Source organism: Pseudoalteromonas lipolytica (assembly GCF_003515105.1).
In the GTDB taxonomy this organism is placed as follows: Bacteria; Pseudomonadota; Gammaproteobacteria; order Enterobacterales; family Alteromonadaceae; genus Pseudoalteromonas; species Pseudoalteromonas lipolytica.
The window spans coordinates 608621-626814 of sequence record NZ_CP032090.1 but is presented as its reverse complement, the minus strand read 5'-3'; the positions used below and the strand labels follow the sequence as shown (position 1 = coordinate 626814).

The 18194-nt window shown below is 41.6% G+C and carries 13 protein-coding genes; 8 read left to right on the top strand and 5 right to left on the bottom strand.

Features of this window, described 5'->3' with window-relative positions:
- The first annotated feature begins 121 nt into the window (after positions 1-121).
- Positions 122-3154 (top strand): TonB-dependent receptor plug domain-containing protein, encoded by a 3033-nt coding sequence (locus D0907_RS02950; protein ID WP_036971073.1) that lies wholly within the window; start codon positions 122-124, stop codon positions 3152-3154.
- A 64-nt stretch (positions 3155-3218) separates the two neighbouring features.
- Here the strand turns inward: D0907_RS02950 and zapE are convergent, their stop codons facing one another.
- Positions 3219-4325, bottom strand: coding sequence for a cell division protein ZapE (zapE, locus tag D0907_RS02945; RefSeq protein WP_036971077.1), 1107 nt, complete (start codon positions 4323-4325; stop codon positions 3219-3221).
- A gap of 58 nt (positions 4326-4383) precedes the next feature.
- Between zapE and rsuA the strand changes: the two genes are divergently transcribed.
- Both rsuA and D0907_RS02935 read left to right on the top strand, forming a co-directional pair.
- Positions 4384-5082, top strand: a complete 699-nt coding sequence (rsuA, locus tag D0907_RS02940; RefSeq protein ID WP_036971079.1) for a 16S rRNA pseudouridine(516) synthase RsuA — start codon at positions 4384-4386, stop codon at positions 5080-5082.
- Between the two features lie 103 nt (positions 5083-5185).
- Positions 5186-6811: a methyl-accepting chemotaxis protein gene (locus tag D0907_RS02935; protein WP_036971082.1), complete on the top strand. Its 1626-nt coding sequence runs from the start codon at positions 5186-5188 to the stop codon at positions 6809-6811.
- Between the two features lie 151 nt (positions 6812-6962).
- Here D0907_RS02935 and D0907_RS02930 read toward each other — a convergent pair whose 3' ends face one another.
- Complete coding sequence (locus D0907_RS02930) at positions 6963-7745, bottom strand: YggN family protein (protein ID WP_036971085.1); 783 nt, start codon at positions 7743-7745, stop codon at positions 6963-6965.
- Positions 7746-7896: 151 nt separating this feature from the next.
- Positions 7897-10326 (bottom strand): zinc-dependent metalloprotease, encoded by a 2430-nt coding sequence (locus D0907_RS02925; protein ID WP_118843990.1) that lies wholly within the window; start codon positions 10324-10326, stop codon positions 7897-7899.
- A gap of 161 nt (positions 10327-10487) precedes the next feature.
- On the opposite strand from D0907_RS02925, the gene D0907_RS02920 reads away from it, so the two are divergent.
- Positions 10488-11456 (top strand): class 1 fructose-bisphosphatase, encoded by a 969-nt coding sequence (locus D0907_RS02920; RefSeq protein WP_036971090.1) that lies wholly within the window; start codon positions 10488-10490, stop codon positions 11454-11456.
- Between the two features lie 94 nt (positions 11457-11550).
- Here the strand turns inward: D0907_RS02920 and D0907_RS02915 are convergent, their stop codons facing one another.
- The gene (locus D0907_RS02915; RefSeq protein WP_036971092.1) at positions 11551-11871 is read right to left on the bottom strand and encodes a hypothetical protein; all 321 of its coding nucleotides are present in this window, start codon (positions 11869-11871) and stop codon (positions 11551-11553) included.
- Positions 11872-11914: 43 nt separating this feature from the next.
- On the opposite strand from D0907_RS02915, the gene D0907_RS02910 reads away from it, so the two are divergent.
- From D0907_RS02910 to D0907_RS02900, 3 genes are all read left to right on the top strand, one after another.
- On the top strand, positions 11915-12271 hold the full coding sequence (locus D0907_RS02910) for a DUF5522 domain-containing protein (RefSeq protein WP_074988837.1): 357 nt from the start codon (positions 11915-11917) through the stop codon (positions 12269-12271).
- A gap of 181 nt (positions 12272-12452) precedes the next feature.
- Positions 12453-14885 carry a TonB-dependent receptor gene (locus D0907_RS02905; RefSeq protein ID WP_118843989.1) on the top strand — a complete coding sequence of 811 codons (2433 nt, stop codon included), beginning with the start codon at positions 12453-12455 and terminating at the stop codon, positions 14883-14885.
- A gap of 55 nt (positions 14886-14940) precedes the next feature.
- Positions 14941-16479 (top strand): tetratricopeptide repeat-containing sulfotransferase family protein, encoded by a 1539-nt coding sequence (locus D0907_RS02900; protein WP_036971096.1) that lies wholly within the window; start codon positions 14941-14943, stop codon positions 16477-16479.
- On the opposite strand, the gene D0907_RS02895 is transcribed toward D0907_RS02900, so the two are convergent.
- Entirely contained in the window at positions 16454-17290 is an 837-nt protein-coding gene (locus tag D0907_RS02895; RefSeq protein WP_075594065.1) for a sulfurtransferase, read from the bottom strand. The genes D0907_RS02900 and D0907_RS02895 overlap by 26 nt on opposite strands.
- A 126-nt stretch (positions 17291-17416) precedes the next feature.
- Between D0907_RS02895 and D0907_RS02890 the strand changes: the two genes are divergently transcribed.
- Positions 17417-18169 carry a glycosyltransferase family 25 protein gene (locus D0907_RS02890; protein ID WP_118843988.1) on the top strand — a complete coding sequence of 251 codons (753 nt, stop codon included), beginning with the start codon at positions 17417-17419 and terminating at the stop codon, positions 18167-18169.
- The last annotated feature ends 25 nt before the right edge of the window (positions 18170-18194 follow it).

Below are 18194 nucleotides of genomic sequence, written 5' to 3'. Positions count from 1 at the left end.
TAACGTCAATACCTGACAACCAGAGTGTTGCTCGCTGTACATTTATACTTAACTGCCCTTAATTGAGCTTCACTCTGGTTTTTTAGAACTAAAAATAAACACAACATAAGTAGGAACACCCGTGAGAAATCAACTAATCAAACCGTGTGCTATCGCGCTTGCTGTAACGAGCGCTTTATGCCAGCAAGCTTATGCAAATGAAGCTGAAGAAGTTAAAATTGACCGTCAACAAACAACGAACTCTGTTAATGTTAAACCCGAAGCCAAAGAAGACGTTGAGCAAATCATTGTTACTGGTTCGCGCTTAAAGCGTGATAGTTTTTCTGTAACAACCCCCTTAGTAACGATGGACAAAGCGGCGATTGAAGACACTGGTTTATCTAATTTATCAGATATACTTGTGGATAATATGCCCGGTTTAGGTATAGATATTGGTAACACAACTAGCCAATCAAATAACTCTAATACAGGTTTATCAACTGTTGAACTTCGTAATCTAGGTGCTAATAGAACTCTTACCCTAATAGATGGTCGTCGTGTTGTAGCAAATAGTTACAGTGGTAACTATGTAAGCCTTAACACTATCCCGAGTGGTATGGTTGAACGTGTTGAAATCATTAGTGGTGGTGCCTCTGCTACTTATGGCGCTGATGCCGTAGCCGGTGTAGTTAATATTATTACCCAGTCGAAAAAAGAAGGCTTTGATTTTTCGGCTAAAACTGGCCGCACTGATGAAGGTGGAGGTAAAACCTTTACCATAGATGCAAACTACGGCAGTTCATTTGCAGAAGATCGTGGTTATATGTATGTCAGTGCAAACTGGGACCGCGATTTTGGTATTAGTTACTACGATAGAAAGCGTGCCCAGATGGAAGCCGACGTATTCTATAACGAAGATGAACTATGTAATGGTGTTGGCACAACTACGGGCGACCAATGTATGCGCGATACCACACGTGCTGACTGGCGAGATAGAAGTGACGGTCTTCCTGGCGGTGTTTTCTTAGAAAGCTCAAAGAATGATACGCAGTTTTGGTATGACGGTACAAATTTACGTGATGATTGGGCTGGAAACGAAGAATTATACGGCATCAACTCAGCTCAGTATGTAATGTTAAACGTACCGAGTGATAACTTATCACTTGCTCTAAAAGCTGATTTTGATATCAATGATAGCACTACTGCATATGCGCAAGTGCAATTTAGTAAAAGTGGTTCATTTAATAACAAATCACCAGAAGACACATCAGAAGGCAGTGAGGTCGTTTATATTAACCCAACGACTGGTGAAGCAGAACCATTCTCAGCTGGTTATATTCCTATTGATAACCCTTACGTACCGCAAAGAATTATCGATAGCGACCCGTATAAAGACCGTATATATTGGGACCGAAGATTCAATGAAGTGGGCAATATTAGCACTGACAATAACCGCGAGACAATTCGAACATGGGCGGGCTTACAAGGCACTATGTTTGATGAAATGTGGGATTGGGATGTTTCTGTAGGTTATGGTCGATACAAGCAAAAACAAGTACGCGCCAATGAACTTAGCTTAGTACGTTTAGCACAAGCCCTTGATGCTGAAAAGCTAAATGATGGCACTATTCAATGTGCTGACAGTGATGCACGTGATGAAGGTTGTGTGGCTGTTAATTTATTTGGTGAAGGCTCTATCACACCTGAAATGGCTGACTGGATCCGCTCGACACCAGTACTTGAAACAACCAATGAACAACTTACCTTAATGGGTTACATTAGTGGTGATTTATTCGAATTACCAGCGGGTTATGTGTCGTCTGTTTTTGGTGGTGAATACCGTAGAGATTCGCAAGACATTAAAACATCTACAGACATGCAAACGGGCGGTATTACTTATAACTACATGCCAGAATTTTACGGTGAAATTGATGTAGTTGAGGCCTTCGCAGAGTTTGGTATTCCCCTTTTACGTGATGCTCCTTTAGCAAAAAGTTTAGACGCTGAAACATCAATACGTATCTCTAACTACGACATTGACGAAGTAGGCACTGTTGCTAGTTATAAGTTAGGGTTATTTTGGAAACCTGTTGATACACTCGCTTTACGTGCAAATTATGCACGAGCTCAACGCGCTCCTACAATTACCGAATTCATGTCACCTGAACGTGGTGATTACGATTCATACAAAGACATCTGTGATGGGGTGACAGCAACTTCTGACGATATAGGTCACAATAACTGTCGTCTAGATCCAGCTATCGCAGCTCTAATTACAGAGGATGCTAGTTTTGAACTTGATGATGACAACAGTGGTTATTCTCCATCATCTGGTAACAGTAATATAAAAGAAGAAACCGCAGATACTTATACTGCTGGCTTCACTTATTCACCAGAGAGTCTAAAAGACTTCAATTTAGCGGTTGATTATTACGATATCGCAATTGAGGATGCAATTGATGAAATAAGTAATGAGAATATTCTATATCAATGTTACGCATCAAATACTGGCTATGGTACGACTAACCCATTTTGTAATGATATTACCCGCGGTAGTGATGGACAAATCAATAAGATACAGCAGCGTGAATATAACCTTGATGAAATTAGAACTCGCGGTTATGACGTTGTAGCTACCTATAACTTTGACCTAGATGACATGGGTAATATCGCAGTCAAACTTGATTACAACCATATCATTGAACACTCTCAAACATTTTTAGGTGAAGATGGTGATTTCGTAACAACCAACTATGTTGGCTATGGACGAGGTAAAGATAAAGCTGCATTCTCGCTTTCGTGGAGCAATGAAAACTTACGTATTCGTTGGAGCTCTCAGTTCCAAGGAAGCTTCCGAGAAGATGAACAGCTAGATCGAGATTACGAAAAAGCGATTGCTAAAAATACTGAAAAGTGTGCAAATGAATCAGCTGATTGTATTAGTAACCCTGAGCCACTTGCATTTCAAAAGTTTGGCTCATTTATAAAACACAACTTAGCAGCTTCATACACTATGGAACTAGATAATAACAGCGAATTACGTTTATCAGGTGGTATTAACAACATCTTTGATAACAATGGGGCGTTTTTCCCACATGGAACAGGTAACTTCAACTCTGATTGGGGTGGTGGTAAAGGCCGCTATATGTTTATTGGAGCGCAATATAGCTTCTAAAAAAATATTTTAATGCTCCCAAGCAATCCCTGGTAAAGGCGAAGCGTGATGGCTTCGTCTTTTTTCACCATGTTTGTACCTCAATAAGGCGTGATTCTGCTCGGGCGTATTCAAATGCTAACTTGTGCCCTTGATACAACTCACTTATGCTCCCCTCGGCTGATATAATCAACAGCCTATTTCTATCATAAAATTCATCCACTAAAGCAATAAAACGCCGCGCTTCATCATCTAAAAAATGTTCTTGCAAATCTTGTTTCTCACGCTGATAACTATCTTCAATACCGTGTACTATCTGCTTACCTGTCGCACCTCGTCCCATAACGGGGACGTTAAGCAAATACACTCGTTTAAACTGCTCAGCTAAATAGATATAATCAGCCGTACTGCGTGCTCCTGAGCACAGCGCCATAAAATCAAACATAATGGCTTCTTTTGCCTTTAGCACGAAGCAAATACTTCGATTGTGAACCGTTATAGCCTGATTCTCAGTAATTGCTTGCTCTTGCGCATAAAAGCGCTCTTTTATTGCTTCATCATTATTGATAACAAAGTGTTTATTTTGTTTTCCAAAGCGAAGCCGATGATCAGTCTCGCCCGCAACACTCATCACACAGCAATGTTGTTGTAATAAATCAATAGTCGGTAAAAAACGTGCACGTTGTAGGCCATTCCAATATAGCCTCTCAGGCTGACAATTTGAGGTGGCAACCAGTACAACTTGATGCTCGAATAGCGCTTCAAAAAGCCCTGCTAAAATCATTGCATCGCCAATATCAGAGACAAAAAATTCATCAAAACAAAGTAGTTTAATTCGCGCGGCCCACTCTTTGGCTATAACAGACAGCGGATTTTTTTGTCCTTGTAATTCTCCCAAACGTGCATGCACTTGCTTCATAAAATGGTGAAAGTGCAACCGCACTTTTTCTTTGATATCGACATGATGAAAAAACACATCCATCAGCATCGACTTACCGCGTCCAACTGGGCCGTGCAGATAAAGGCCTTTAATTGGCTTTCGTCTTTTCCAGAAAGGTGTTGGCGCTGTTAGCTCAAAGGCTAAACTATCAAGCGCAGTAATGGCATTACGCTGAGCAACATCATCACTTAAGACTCCCTGCTCTATTTGCGCATTGTAGTACTGTAAAATTTGTCCTTGCTGTACTGTCATAGGTCACTAGTATCCGCTATACTCGCCGCCATTGTAGCCGACTAAAAATGTGATCCCAATGAAATTTCCATGCCGTTTAGATAAATTTATCAGCCATATTGCAGAGTTACCTCGCAGTAAAACCAGAGCGGGTATAAAGCGTAAGTACGCTAGCGTTAATGGTGAGGTGATCACCTCGTTTGATTATTCAATAACTCAAGAAGACGATGTACGTTGGCAAGGCGAACCGTTAGTATTTTTAGGTAAACGCTACTTTATGCTCAATAAGCCCTCAGGCTATGTATGCGCAAATAAAGATGACTTACACCCAACTGTGTTTGATTTATTAGACGAACCAAACATGAGTGATTTTCATGTTGCCGGACGCTTAGATATCGATACGACAGGTCTTGTTATCATCACTAACGATGGCGATTGGTCACACAAAATTACGGCTCCTAAACACAATAAATTCAAAACGTACTTAGTTGAAACACAAGAGCCTATCGATGAAGATGCTATTTTAGCTCTGCAGCAAGGTGTGCAATTACATAACGAAAAAGAGTTAACTCGCCCAGCCATTGTTGAGCAACTTGCGAGTTACAGTTTACGTTTATCAATCTGCGAAGGTAAGTACCATCAAGTTAAGCGAATGCTTGCCGCTGTTGGCAATAAAGTCGTTGAATTGCATCGTGAAAAAATAGGCGACATTCACCTTGATGAAAACTTAAAGAGTGGTGAATATCGTCCGCTAACAGACGCTGAATTGATACTCTAAATAGGGACTTGAGTAAAAATCATGATAACGCTGTCATTTTTTCTTAATTAATGCTGATAAACATGGTAGAAGATTAAAGGGGAAATAATAAAGGAGGCTGACTGTGTTATCAGGACTAGCTTTAAAAACAAAAATCACCTTTTTTGCTATCGCTATTTTTATCGCGTTATCAGCGATAGCTTTACTAGGTTTGCAATCATTACGTCATGCCAGTGAAAGCGACAATATCGCTCGCATAAACCAACTAATGAAAAGTACTACCAACATTGTAGAACAGTTTGAGTTGATGGTTAAAAACGGTCAACTTGAAGAAGCACAAGCCAAAAAACTCGCAATCCAAGTACTTAGAGAAAATAAATATCACGACTCTGAATACGTGTATGTGGTCGACAACAACCTTGATTTTGTTGCCACACCGCATGATCCCGAGTTGCATGGTACGAGCTTTAATGACTTTAAAGATGCCAGTGGTAACAGTATTGGTCGCATGGTTGAAAAACTGGTGGGTAATACTACCAATAAAATTATTACTTATCATTGGGACTCTGTCCGTGACGGTGAAACCGTCGACTTAACCTCTGTCGTGCAAAAAACACCTCTGTTCGGTTGGTATGTTGGTACTGGTATCAGCGCAAAAGAAGTTGATGAGCGCTACTGGAGCACCGCAAAATGGTTGCTCGCTTTATCAATGCTCATTGCGATAGCTCTCACGTTTGCTATCGCTCGGTTTGGCTCATCACTCACCAATGCTTTAGGCGGTGAAATTGATGAAGTAATTGGCATTGTTAAAAACGTATCGCGTGGTAATTTGCATTCGCCTATTCGCCAAGATGCTCCTAGTGAAAGCATTATTGCCGCTATGCATTATATGCAACAAGGTTTGCGAGGCGTTGTTGGCGGTATTAAAGACGTGACCGACAGCTTACAAAATCAAAGTGTTGACAATGAATCACGTTCAATTGAACTTGATAGACTTACTCGCAGCTTAAATGAGGAAACGCAGATAGTCGCCTCTGCAATTACCGAGTTAACCGCCTCAGCGCAAACCGTCGTTGAGCATGCCGAGCAAGCCGCTTATTCAGTCCAAGAAGCTGAGAATCAAGGGCAAAGTGCCAGCCATTTAACCAACGAAGCAGCCGAAACCATTGCCCTGTTAGAGAAGCAAATTGACAATGCGGGCAATAACATTCAAGTACTTGATGATGAGGTAAATAATATCGCTAACGTACTTAGCGTTATTCAAGGTATTGCGGAGCAAACAAATTTACTTGCTCTGAATGCAGCCATTGAAGCCGCCCGAGCGGGGGAGCAAGGTCGTGGTTTTGCCGTTGTCGCCGATGAAGTGCGTGGTCTTGCGCAGCGTACTCAAACCAGTACCGAAGAAATACGTAATATGATTGGGAAACTGCAATCAGCAACGCAAGACGCTAAATCATCCGTGTCGTTAAGTATTGCAACCAGTGAACAAACGGTAGAAAAGTCGACTAAAGCAAACGAAGCGCTTAATCGCGTCGCCAGCTCGCTTAGTGCCATTGCTCAAATGAGTCACCAAATTGCAATTGCAGCGAAAGAGCAGCTAGATGCAGGTGAAGATACGGCAAAACGTATTGTGACCATCTCTGATACCGCAGCACAAACAGCCAATGTATCAAATCAAGCACACACTGCGACTGATTTAATTAAAGGCCTCACCACAAACTTAGAAACCGAAACAGCTAAGTTTAGCTAATGAGTACACTTAACGTGTTATTTATGTGCATTTGTCATAATGAGTTCTCAGTGTGTCAGCACATTTAAAACAACACAGTACATGACACTAAAAAGCCCAGAAAACAACTGGGCTTTTTATTATTGATTACCTAACTAAGGCCTGAACTGTACTAGGATTTAATCTGTACCAAATCAAAGTCAGCCATCCCTGGTACTATTTTTTGCAACCGTGACTCGGTAACATCTAACGAGTTCAAACACTCACAATACTCAGAGGCTTTCATTTCAAGTTGCTCTGCTTTCTTTTGGAGGGACTTATCTATTTCTTTAGATATAATATCCATACGCTGTCCCATGTCGTTGATGCGGTCTTCAATATTCCCTTCGCGAGATTTAAAGGCATCCCCTAACGAAACTAAAATAGCGCCTAATGAACCATGCACCGCTGAGTGAATTTTTTGACTGATCTCTTTAGTAAAGAAATCATCAATTTTCGATAATGATTGCGGAGCAATAAAGAAAAAGTCATCACCGCGCTTAAATTTATCCATCAACGCGCGTTCTACATATTGTAGTTGAGTTTTTAATACTTCAGGCTCTTTATCAGACATCCCTTCAACAACTTGTTCAATTGCGCTCAACCCTAAATTCACACCGTCAGTGGCCAGTTCAACTAATTCTGGCACCGTATCTCGGATACCAAGACTAAATTGCTCAACAACTTTGGTTTCTTCTGGATTTAAATCAACCCAATAACCACGAATAAACAGCTGGTTATTATTATTAATTTGCACACGAGTTTGGCCTTTATCAACAATACGAATGACATCGTCAGTAATAATTAAGCCATGACTTAGCTCGACCTCACATTGTTTTTTTTCTAACGAGGCATAACTAGAAAAGCTAGAGAATGCAATGGCCGCTGCCAATAACGAGCGAGAGAGTAACGCCATATACACCCCAAAAAGACAAAAAAGAGAGGCCGCTAGATTAGCAAATATCCAATTTTATGCAAGTAAAACGCCAAGGCCTAACGTCGCTTTCACAATAGCTTAAACGTTCATCCATGGTAAGGCTTGGCGTTTTACTTTTTAGACTAATAAGTTAAATTGGCGAGCCCGGAGGCATGGGTAATGCTTTAAAGTTATCCGGCCATTTCCCCGTGTCTAAAAATTGCGACACCTGCTCGCTCAAAAATTGCTTAAATGCACTGTTCCCTACCGAGGCACTGCCTAGCATTGACTCTTGCTGATAACTTTTTGCAAGCTTTGCCAAGTAATAACGAAACTGCGCTTGCACCTCAGGATCAACCTCATCACTGGCAACTAAATCAGCGAACTGCTTTGCCGTTAACAGTTGTACACGCTGAGTTATTTTACCCGCTAGGCCGTCATCCATTTTTTGCTCAAAAATTTGCTGATACGTTTGTGCTATTAACGCATCTAACCCATAAAACGCATCGCTTCTGGCGTGTTGTTGTGCCAAACGGTTAACACGTTGACTATTAAACAGTAAGCTTAAACTATGTGTCGCCGCCACTTCGGGAAGTGCCATTGCATCAAGGGTCAGTCCTGTACGACCAACAATACTCTCACGTGATTTTGACTCTCCGTACGCTTTTGGCGGAATAAGCGATAATATCGATTCAGGCAAGACAAGATTATCAGCCTTAAGCGTTTCAAGAAGCGCATTAACGGCTAATTGTTGCGTTTGTTTTGCAACCACCTGTGCACCTTTAGGTTGTGAGCCATTTCGTACTTCATATTCGTAGTTTACGCCAGCTACGAGCTTTACTGCAGCTTCAACTTGATAGCGGTGGAACAAATATAACGGCACTAACATTTCCTCTAACTGCGACAATGCAGTACCCGTTTTAATATTATGAATACCAAAACTAGCGAGTGCTTGTTTGCGCACAGCAAGTACACGCACTAATTCATCACTGGGCGAACTGCCATTATCCCAAAGATGTCCCGTAGGGTGTGCTCCACCTTGTGCCCGAGCATCACTGTCTGAGATGAACTCAAGACCTTTACTTTTGTTTTCGGCAAGAATAGCAGCAAGCTGCTTTGTTTCATCTTGATTGCTAAAATCACTGTAGCCATATTTAACGACTTGAGTATCCCAAACGCCCATCCCAGATGCATAGCCGCGACTAACATCCAATTTACCGTGCTCATTAAAACTTAATAAAGGATGCGGGTAATCCATGACAGAGGCTCTGTCGGCAACAGACGCTGCAAAGTTGTGAGAAATACCCAGAGTGTGCCCTACTTCGTGCGCACTGAGTTGGCGAATACGGTCAAGCGCCATCGCATGTAAACGCGTTGCCACTTCATTCCCTTCTAAATACGGGGCAGCTAATGCTTCTGCTAGTAAGATATCTTGACGTACACGCAATGAACCAAGAGTCACGTGGCCTTTAATAATTTCACCCGTACGTGGGTCAATCACTGAACTGCCATATGACCATCCTCGGGTTGCTCTATGCACCCATTGAATCACGTTGTAGCGCACATCCATAGGGTCAGCATCATCAGGCAGCACCTTCACAATAAAGGCATTTTTGTAGCCTGCTGCTGTGAAAGCATCGTTCCACCATTTAGCCCCATCTATCAGTGCTGTTTTCACTGGCTCAGGCACACCTGGATCTAAATAATACACAATCGGCTCAACGGGCTCACTAACTGGTAAGCTTGGATCTTTTTTAGCTAAACGGTGACGCGGGATATAACGCACATACATGGTTTCATCCAGTGGTGCCGCATAATCTTTATGTTCAATACTCCAAAAACCAGCCTGCGGATGGAATTTACGCGGCGTGTAGTTGTCATCGGGTAATTTAATTAAAGAGTGATGCATGTGCACTGTCAGCGCATAAGGGTGCGCACTAACTTGACGAACATACTTACCAGGGTTGCTACCTTGAAAGGTTAAAACCGCTTCAAGCTCAGTATTTTCTGGGAATGCGTTTGAGCGCGTTAAATACACCGCACTTCGATTGGCGTCTACATTAAAACTACCCTGCCCCCGAGCTGCTAAGCTGCGAGTAACGCCATGCACATCACTTAATAAGTAAGGAGTGTAATCAATGAGGGTGGCAGAATCGGATTGGGCGACAACATCAAAGCCGGCAAGAATACTTGACGCGAATGCCTCTTTTATACTTTGTTGTTCAGCGACATTGGTAGTGTTAGCGCGATAATACGTATTGAGTGCACGTAACATGACTTTATCGCCAAAACGCTCGAACTGCACAAGGTGGGTATTGCCAAGTTGCCCTCGGTCTAGACCAATATCATTCGAGCCAACGCCATACGGCAAGCTTTGTTGTAATAAAAACGGCTGCGTGAGTTTATCTACCTCAACATAGACTTTGCCGTTTTCAGTGTCGTAATAAAAGGAAAAGTAACCTGAAAAATGTGTCATTTTTTCAGTAAAATCATTTATAGACTTAATTGCTGCGTGTGCTTGGGTTATCATAGTAAGTAACACAGCTAAGAGCAGGTATCGTAGTAATGGTATTTTTTGCATAATCTTATCTTTGTTATTCGCGTTTTAAATACTGTACAGGTATTAGGCAGTATAAAGTATCGCCGATAAAAAACAGCTATTTAAGACGAAATTCAGCGCTTGCTAAGACATTCTCTCTCACACTAAAAAATGTCTAGCTACAACGTTATCAGGAAAATAGAATGCGTAGACTCCCACCGGTATTGTTAGAAGATGGCTGCCCACGAGAACTGATTTCATTGATCAGAACGGTTCTTGCGGCATGTAAAGAAATTTCATTCCGTGTTGGCCAAGGCGCCCTTTCTGGCGTATTAGGGTCAACTCTTGATGAAAATATTCAAGGTGAAACACAAAAGAAGCTTGATGTCCTTACCAACCAGCTTTTAAAAGATATCTTATTAGAATCGGGCTACGTAAAAGCCATCGCTTCTGAAGAAGAAGATTTCACTGTAGCAGGGAATCCGGACGCAAAGTATATTGTGGCGTTTGACCCGCTAGATGGTTCATCAAATACCGACATAAACTCCTTAGTTGGTACTATTTTTTCAATAATGGAAGCCCCTGAAGGTGCAGACCCAGCTGACCAAAGTATTTTCATGCAACCAGGTAAAAACCAAGTCGCGGCTGGTTATGTTTTATATGGCCCATCGACAGTACTGGCATTAACAACGGGTAAAGGCACTCGCTTTTTTACGTTAGATAAAACACACGGTACCTTTTTATTAACAGAAGACTTTGCCAGTATCCCTGAAGAGACCAGTGAGTTTGCAATTAACGCCTCTAACCAACGTCATTGGCAACCGGCTATGCAAAACTACATTACTGACTTGATTGCTGGTGATACAGGTCCTCGTGGACGCAACTTTAACATGCGCTGGATTGCCGCAATGGTCGGAGATGTTCACCGCGTGTTATGTCGAGGGGGGATTTTTACTTACCCTACTGACACAAAAGATCCCAATAAACCAAACAAATTACGTTTACTATACGAAGCAAACCCTATGGCAATGTTAATTGAACAAGCTGGCGGTATTGCTTCTACCGGCACTGAGCGCATTATGGATATCCAACCTAATGCCATTCACCAACGTGTCGCGGTGATTTTAGGTTCCAAAAACGAAGTAGAAACTTGCTTGAGTTATCATAAGTAGCGACAGCTATTAAAAATAATAAAACCGTGTTTGTTAAAGCAGCACGGTTTTTTATTTCTCACTCCCGGTTGTGCAATCACAGGGCCAACAAAAGTTACTTAATAAGTGCTAATAACGTAATCAGCGTCTCTTTACTCAGCTCGCCCATTTGCTCAGCATTACTCAACGCGAAAATAGCCCCTTCAACAGCACTTTCATCGATATCTTGGCGTGACTCTAAAACACTCGCCCATAATTCTAACTCATCAATATCAATTTCATTGCTGATCACACGCTCTAGCACATTACAAAAAGTTGCTTTTGTTAGTGTATATATAGCGCCTTGATCATCTGCGGTATTAACGATTACAGCCACAGCTTGCTCGCGTTTCTTACCAAAACTCGCAAACTGACTTAGTGCGTCTAATTTATCCATTTGCTATGCTTACCTATTAATATCAAAAAATTACTTCTAGCCAATGACCATCCTTAGTTGTTCACAGTGTAATGCGACACTGACATGTCGTGCCGACGATATAAACGCATGCTGGTGTAATGAGTTACCTGCTATTTTACCACTTGATGACGCCGCAACATCCTGTTTATGCCGTGATTGTACAATTAAAAAGATAAATCTATTTTTATCTACACTATATGAACAGCCCCTTGCACAGCAATTGGCTTTTGCAAAACCCTTTTCGCATCATGGAAACTTAATAGAAAATCTCGATTACACAATGCAGAACAACTACATGGTATTTAGCCGCTGGTTCTTTTTAAAGCGTGGTCATTGCTGTTCAAATGGCTGCACTCACTGCCCATTTACCGATAAATAACAGTAAAGTAGAGTATTTATTCAATTATTTTGCATTTAATTGCAAATAACGCATGACTGCAAGAATAAAAATACATTATAATTGGATATAAATTCACTTAATATCCCTTATTTATTGCTTAAACTATTAACTTAGTGTGTTTTTTAAGCATAATTTTACTGTAACTTTATCGGAATCAAACATGAATACCTTTAAGCCTGCTCTACTTGCCAGTGCAATTTCTGCGGTTTTAATCAATAGCAACATCGCACTCGCTGCTGATGATACTGTTGAACTTGATAAATCAATTGAAACTATTCAAATCACTGCAACGCGACGAGCAGGTTCAGTACAAGATGCGCCACTTAATATCACCGCTTTAAATGGTGATGTAATTAGCGATCAGAATATTGGCGATCTTGAAGATGTTGCACGCTGGGTACCCGGTTTAACAATTTCTGACCAAGGTGGTCGTGAAGGGTCTCCGATCATTGTACGTGGTCTTAATACAAATACCTCAGACCGTATTTCTGACAGTGGCACTGTTGCAACTTATGTTGGTGAAATACCGCTCAGCATCGATTTGCGTTTAACTGATGTTGACCGTGTAGAGGTCCTCATTGGTCCGCAGGGCACCCTGTATGGTGCAGGTACTTTAGGTGGCGCAATTCGCTATTTATTAAAGCAGCCAGAACTTGATATCACTGAAGGTAAAGTAACCGGTGATGTATTCAGCATGAATGAAAGTGATGGCACTGGCGGTGAGTTTGGTGTGGTATTTAACACCCCACTCATTGACGATAAACTCGCATTACGTGCCAGCTTGAACTATTACGATAACCCAGGTTACATTGATTACACCCACGTGGTTAAAGAGCCGGGTGTGTCTAACCCAAATCCTGACTTTAGCGACAGTAGCGACGTTAATGCGAACCTTAAAAGCGTCAGTGACGTGAACGATGAGCAAATTACCACTGCCCGCTTATCACTGCGTTGGTTAGCAACAGAAACAGTTGATGCAACGCTTAACTACTTCTATCAAAAACAAGAAAATGGCGGCAACTCAACATCGCAATACGGCTCGTTGGCTGATAGCAGTGCTTTGCAAGGCGTATCAGGTAAATACGACAATGTCGCGCGAGTGCTTGAACCTGGTGAAGAAGAAAACGATTTATTAAGCTTAGAAATAAAAGCAGATCTTGGTTTTGCTGAACTTGTTTCAGCATCTGGCTGGTCAAGCTACGAGCAGTCGGGTCAACGAGACCAAACAGATCTACTCTACGATATTTGGTCTGGCTATGCTGATTTCCCTGCATTTGTTGGTTACACGCACGATACATCAGAGCGCGATAATTTCACTCAAGAGCTGCGCCTCGTATCAAACAGCAGTAGTAACCTCAACTGGATTGTCGGCGGTTTCTACAACAAACTAGAAAGCCACTCTGATGACCGCGAGTATACGCCGGGTCTTACTGAGTACTGGGGGGGTGGCATTTTAAATGTAGAAGAAGATCTTGAATACATTCTCATTTCAGATAGTGAAACCACTGAAAAAGCTATTTTCGGTGAAATTGGCTACAGCATCACTGATCAGTTTGATGTCACTTTAGGTACGCGTTTTTATGAATATGACGTATCGACCACGTCGGGCTCTGCAACACCACTATATTCAGGCGACTTTGATTCACTTGATAACCTAGTAATGGAAAATGTCAGTGCAAGCGATAGTGGTAACTTATTTAAGTTTAATGCTAATTACACGTTTGATAATGGTATTCTTGCTTACTTTACCGTCAGTGAAGGTTTCCGTATTGGTGGTGGTAATGGGATTGCACCATGCCCAGACGTATTGCCAGAGCAACAAATCGTTTGTGCACTTCCAAACGAAGAAGATTATAAACCGGATACCACCGTTAACTACGAACTTGGTTTTAAATCATCGTGGTTGCGTAATCGCTTGCACTTTAATGCCGCGCTATTCAACGTTGATTGGAAAGATGCGCAAGTCGGCAGCAGTACTGTTAACGGCCAAGAACTTATCACGTCAAATGCAGGCTCTGCCAACTCAAAAGGTGTTGAACTGTCTACCCGTGCCATGATCGGCGACAGATGGGCTGCTTATGCAACCTACGCGTACGCTAAAGCAGAGCTAACTGAAGATACACCTTATTTATTTGGTGTTCTTGATGACAAACTTGCACACTATCAAAGCTACTATGACGGCGCAAAAGGAGACCGTTTACCGGGAGCACCTGAACATCAGTTCTCATTTGGTCTGCGTTATGAGCAAGACATCCTCGGTGATAAGTTACTTAGCGTAAACTACGGGATTACAGCCCAAAGCGATGTAATCACAAAAGTAGGTTTAAAAGCCGACGGTGAAATACTGCCAGGTTACGCTCTTAGCAATTTATCAGCAAAAATTACAGACGATATGTGGTCAGCAACCTTATACATCGATAACCTTTTTGATAAGTATGCATTTACCTCTGTACGCCGTGATAAGTCATGGGCAGGACAGTCTCAATATGCTGAGCTAAACAAAGAGTTACCTGAGTTACAACGTGTATATGGCCACTACACAACAGCACCCCGTACTATTGGCTTAAAATTTAGTTATAACTTTGAGCTATAATTAGCCTATCTCATAAAAGCCTTGCTGGTTTACCGCAAGGCTTTTAAGATGAACCATGCTTAATAGTACTCAACACGCGCTTCGCACACATATACATCAACTTCTAGCGAATAAACAACTGGCTGAAGCCCACCAGCAGTTAGTTTTACGCCTGCAGCAAAACCCGCATGATCACGTTAGCTACTTTTTACTCAGTGAAGTAAATACAGCTGCCGGTGATTTAAATAAAGCGGTTAAGTTAATTGAAAAAGCCCTCAGTATTGAGCCTTTAAATATTTATCATTTAAACCTCGCTAAGCACCTTATATTGCGAGGGGAGATAAGTCGCGCCACTGTTCATTATAAAAGTGCAATGGCAACACAGCATTACAGTGCGTTGGAGTTAGATACACTCGCCAACATTGCAACTCGCTTAGGCTATTATGATGATGCCCTTACATTTCAACAATCAGCCTATCAACTTGATAAGCAAACACCTCAAATAAGCTATAACTTAGCAGTGGCCTTAAAAGTTCACGGCCTGTTTGGCGAAGCTAAAACACTATTAAAGCAGCTTATTACTGAACACGAGCACTATTATCAAGCCCATTATTCACTGGCCGAGTTGAACAATACCGAAGAAGCTAAGCAGCACTTAAACGTGTTACACCCCCAAGCTAAACGCGTACATACAGCGAGTGATCAACAGGCGTATTTCCATAGTCTTGCTTTAAATTATGAGCATTTAAACGACTACGAGAATGCATTTAAGTACTTTACGCACAGTAAACAAGCTATTGCGCAACAACTTAACTATCAATCACAGCAACATCGTCAGTTTTGCCAAACATTAATGAGACACAGCACACACAGTCAATTATCCCCTAGTAACTCTGACTTTGCCCCTGTGTTTGTTGTAGGGATGCCGCGCTCAGGCACCACTCTCGTTGAAAAAATACTTAACCAAAGTGATGAATTACAAGGGATTGGCGAACTGAATGATATCGCACAACTCATGCAACATGGCACACAATCAAACCGTGTTATTGATAGTGAAATGTTCGCCAAGGCTTACGCTAGCGCTGACATTCACCAAACAATAACCCACTACCAACAACGAGCCGAAAAACTCAGTAACACACTGCGCAGTTGTGATAAACAACCGTTTAATTTTTACTATATTGATTTTATTTTAGCGGCTTTTCCTCACGCCAAAATAGTGTGTATGCAACGAAATTGGCATGATTGCAGCGTAGCCAATTACAGGCAGTTATATAACCCGCAAAGTGTCTTTCACCATTACAGCTTTACATTTTACGATATTGTCGCCTTTCACCAAGACTACACCGCTTTAGCGACGCACTTTGCCACTAAGTACCCTAAACAAGTGTATTTACAGAGTTACGAGCAGTTAGTCGAAGAGCCAATTAAACAAACCCAAAAGCTTTATGCATTTTGTAACTTAAATTGGCAAGCAAGCTGTTTGGCATTTTATAAAAATAACGCAGCATCTGCGACAGCGAGTAAAAAGCAAATTCGCCAGCCACTTAACAAAAATAGTATCGGCAGCTGGCATAACTACGCTGCATTTATTGATGCGGGCCTTTTTCAATAGGTAAATCGTGACAAGCTCCCCACTCACTCCATGAACCATCGTAAACCCGAAGGTTAGTATAACCACACTCATCCGCACACAAAGCAAGGGCACAGGCCGTCACTCCTGAACCACAGCTAAATTGCAGCTGAGTGTGTCCATTTACATGTGAGTTGAACAATGTGTGTAATGCATCAAGAGACTTAAGCTCCCCGCCATTCAATAAATCTGACAAAGGTAAAGAACGACTACCCGGAATATGACCACTGCGCATGCCATCACGTGGCTCTGCTTGCTCGCCAGTAAAACGAGCTGTAGGCCTTGCATCTAGCGTGATAATACTCGTATCTGAAAGTGAATTTAGTACCTGTTCTGCCGTGATAAAATAATCTTTACGGGGCTGTGCAACAAAGTTACCTTTTGTTGTCGGCGTATAATACTCAGAGTGAACATCAAATCCCTGAGCCAACCACTTTGCTAAACCTCCACTTAAGACTTTTACGTTATCAAAGCCCATAGCCTTAAACATCCACCATGCCCGTGCTGAACTAAATAAACCTTGGTCTTCATAAATAACAACACGTGAATTCTGATTAACTCCCGCGACTTGCATGTGTTCGGTGAATTGCTCGCTACTACACATCATACTTGGGACCGGATTACAGTTATCAGCCAGTGTATTTTTAAAATCAAAGCGCTGTGCATTCGGTAGCATAGCGGCTGGAGCGTAGCTGCCCTCCTGACCGGGGCGAACCATACCCGCATCAAAAATAACCAGATCCTTCGCTGTCAGGTTATTATTTAACCATGAGGCTGAGACTATATTTTTCATTTAATTCCTGTTTAGTCATAAGTGTTTAAACGCTGCAAACGCAATTCATCAAACTTTCAAATTCTGAATATATCTTTTATTCTAAATGTTAGAATAAAAATTAGAAAAGGTTAATTAATAGAAGTCATGTCAGTTCCTATATTTGTCATTAACATGCAAGGCAGTGAAAAGCGCTGGAAAACACTCAATAATAGACTTGCGAACTTAGGTATCAGCGCCGAGAGGTTTCCTGCAACAATTGGCAAGGAACTCACTAAAGAGCAATTAGATGAGTGGTATTCACCGCAAAACAATAAACAAAAATATCATCGTGACTTAACGCTAGGCGAAATAGGCTGTTATGTAAGCCACATGCGTATATGGCAAAAAATGGTCGATGAAAAAATTAATCATTGTTTAGTGCTTGAAGACGACCTGTTTATTGAAGAGCACCTAATATCAATCATAGAATTATCAAGTTCGCTGCATGGTTGGGATCTCATTAAGCTTTCTGACAACAGAGATTTTCCGTTTATTGATAGCAAAAGCCTTCAACATAATTTCACACTTGGTAATTATCGAAAAGCCCCAAATGGCACACAGGGATACTTAATAAGTTTACCTGGAGCAAAAAAATTACTTACTCGAAAACCCTTCTGCCGGCCTGTCGATGTGGATATGCAATTCCATAGCGAGGTAGGGCTGCAAATGCTAGGTATCAAACCCTATCCAATTTCAGAAGACAGAAGTTTTGAAAGTGATATAGTGATGGCAAATTCTGGAAGGCACTCATCACGATCCACATTCCTTAGGAACCTCAAATACAGAACTTGCATGTATTTGCAGCGAAAAGTGAAAACTGCAGAGTTAGAGAAAATAATGACCGAAAAAGAGACCTAATATTAAGTTGAACAAATATCAGGCG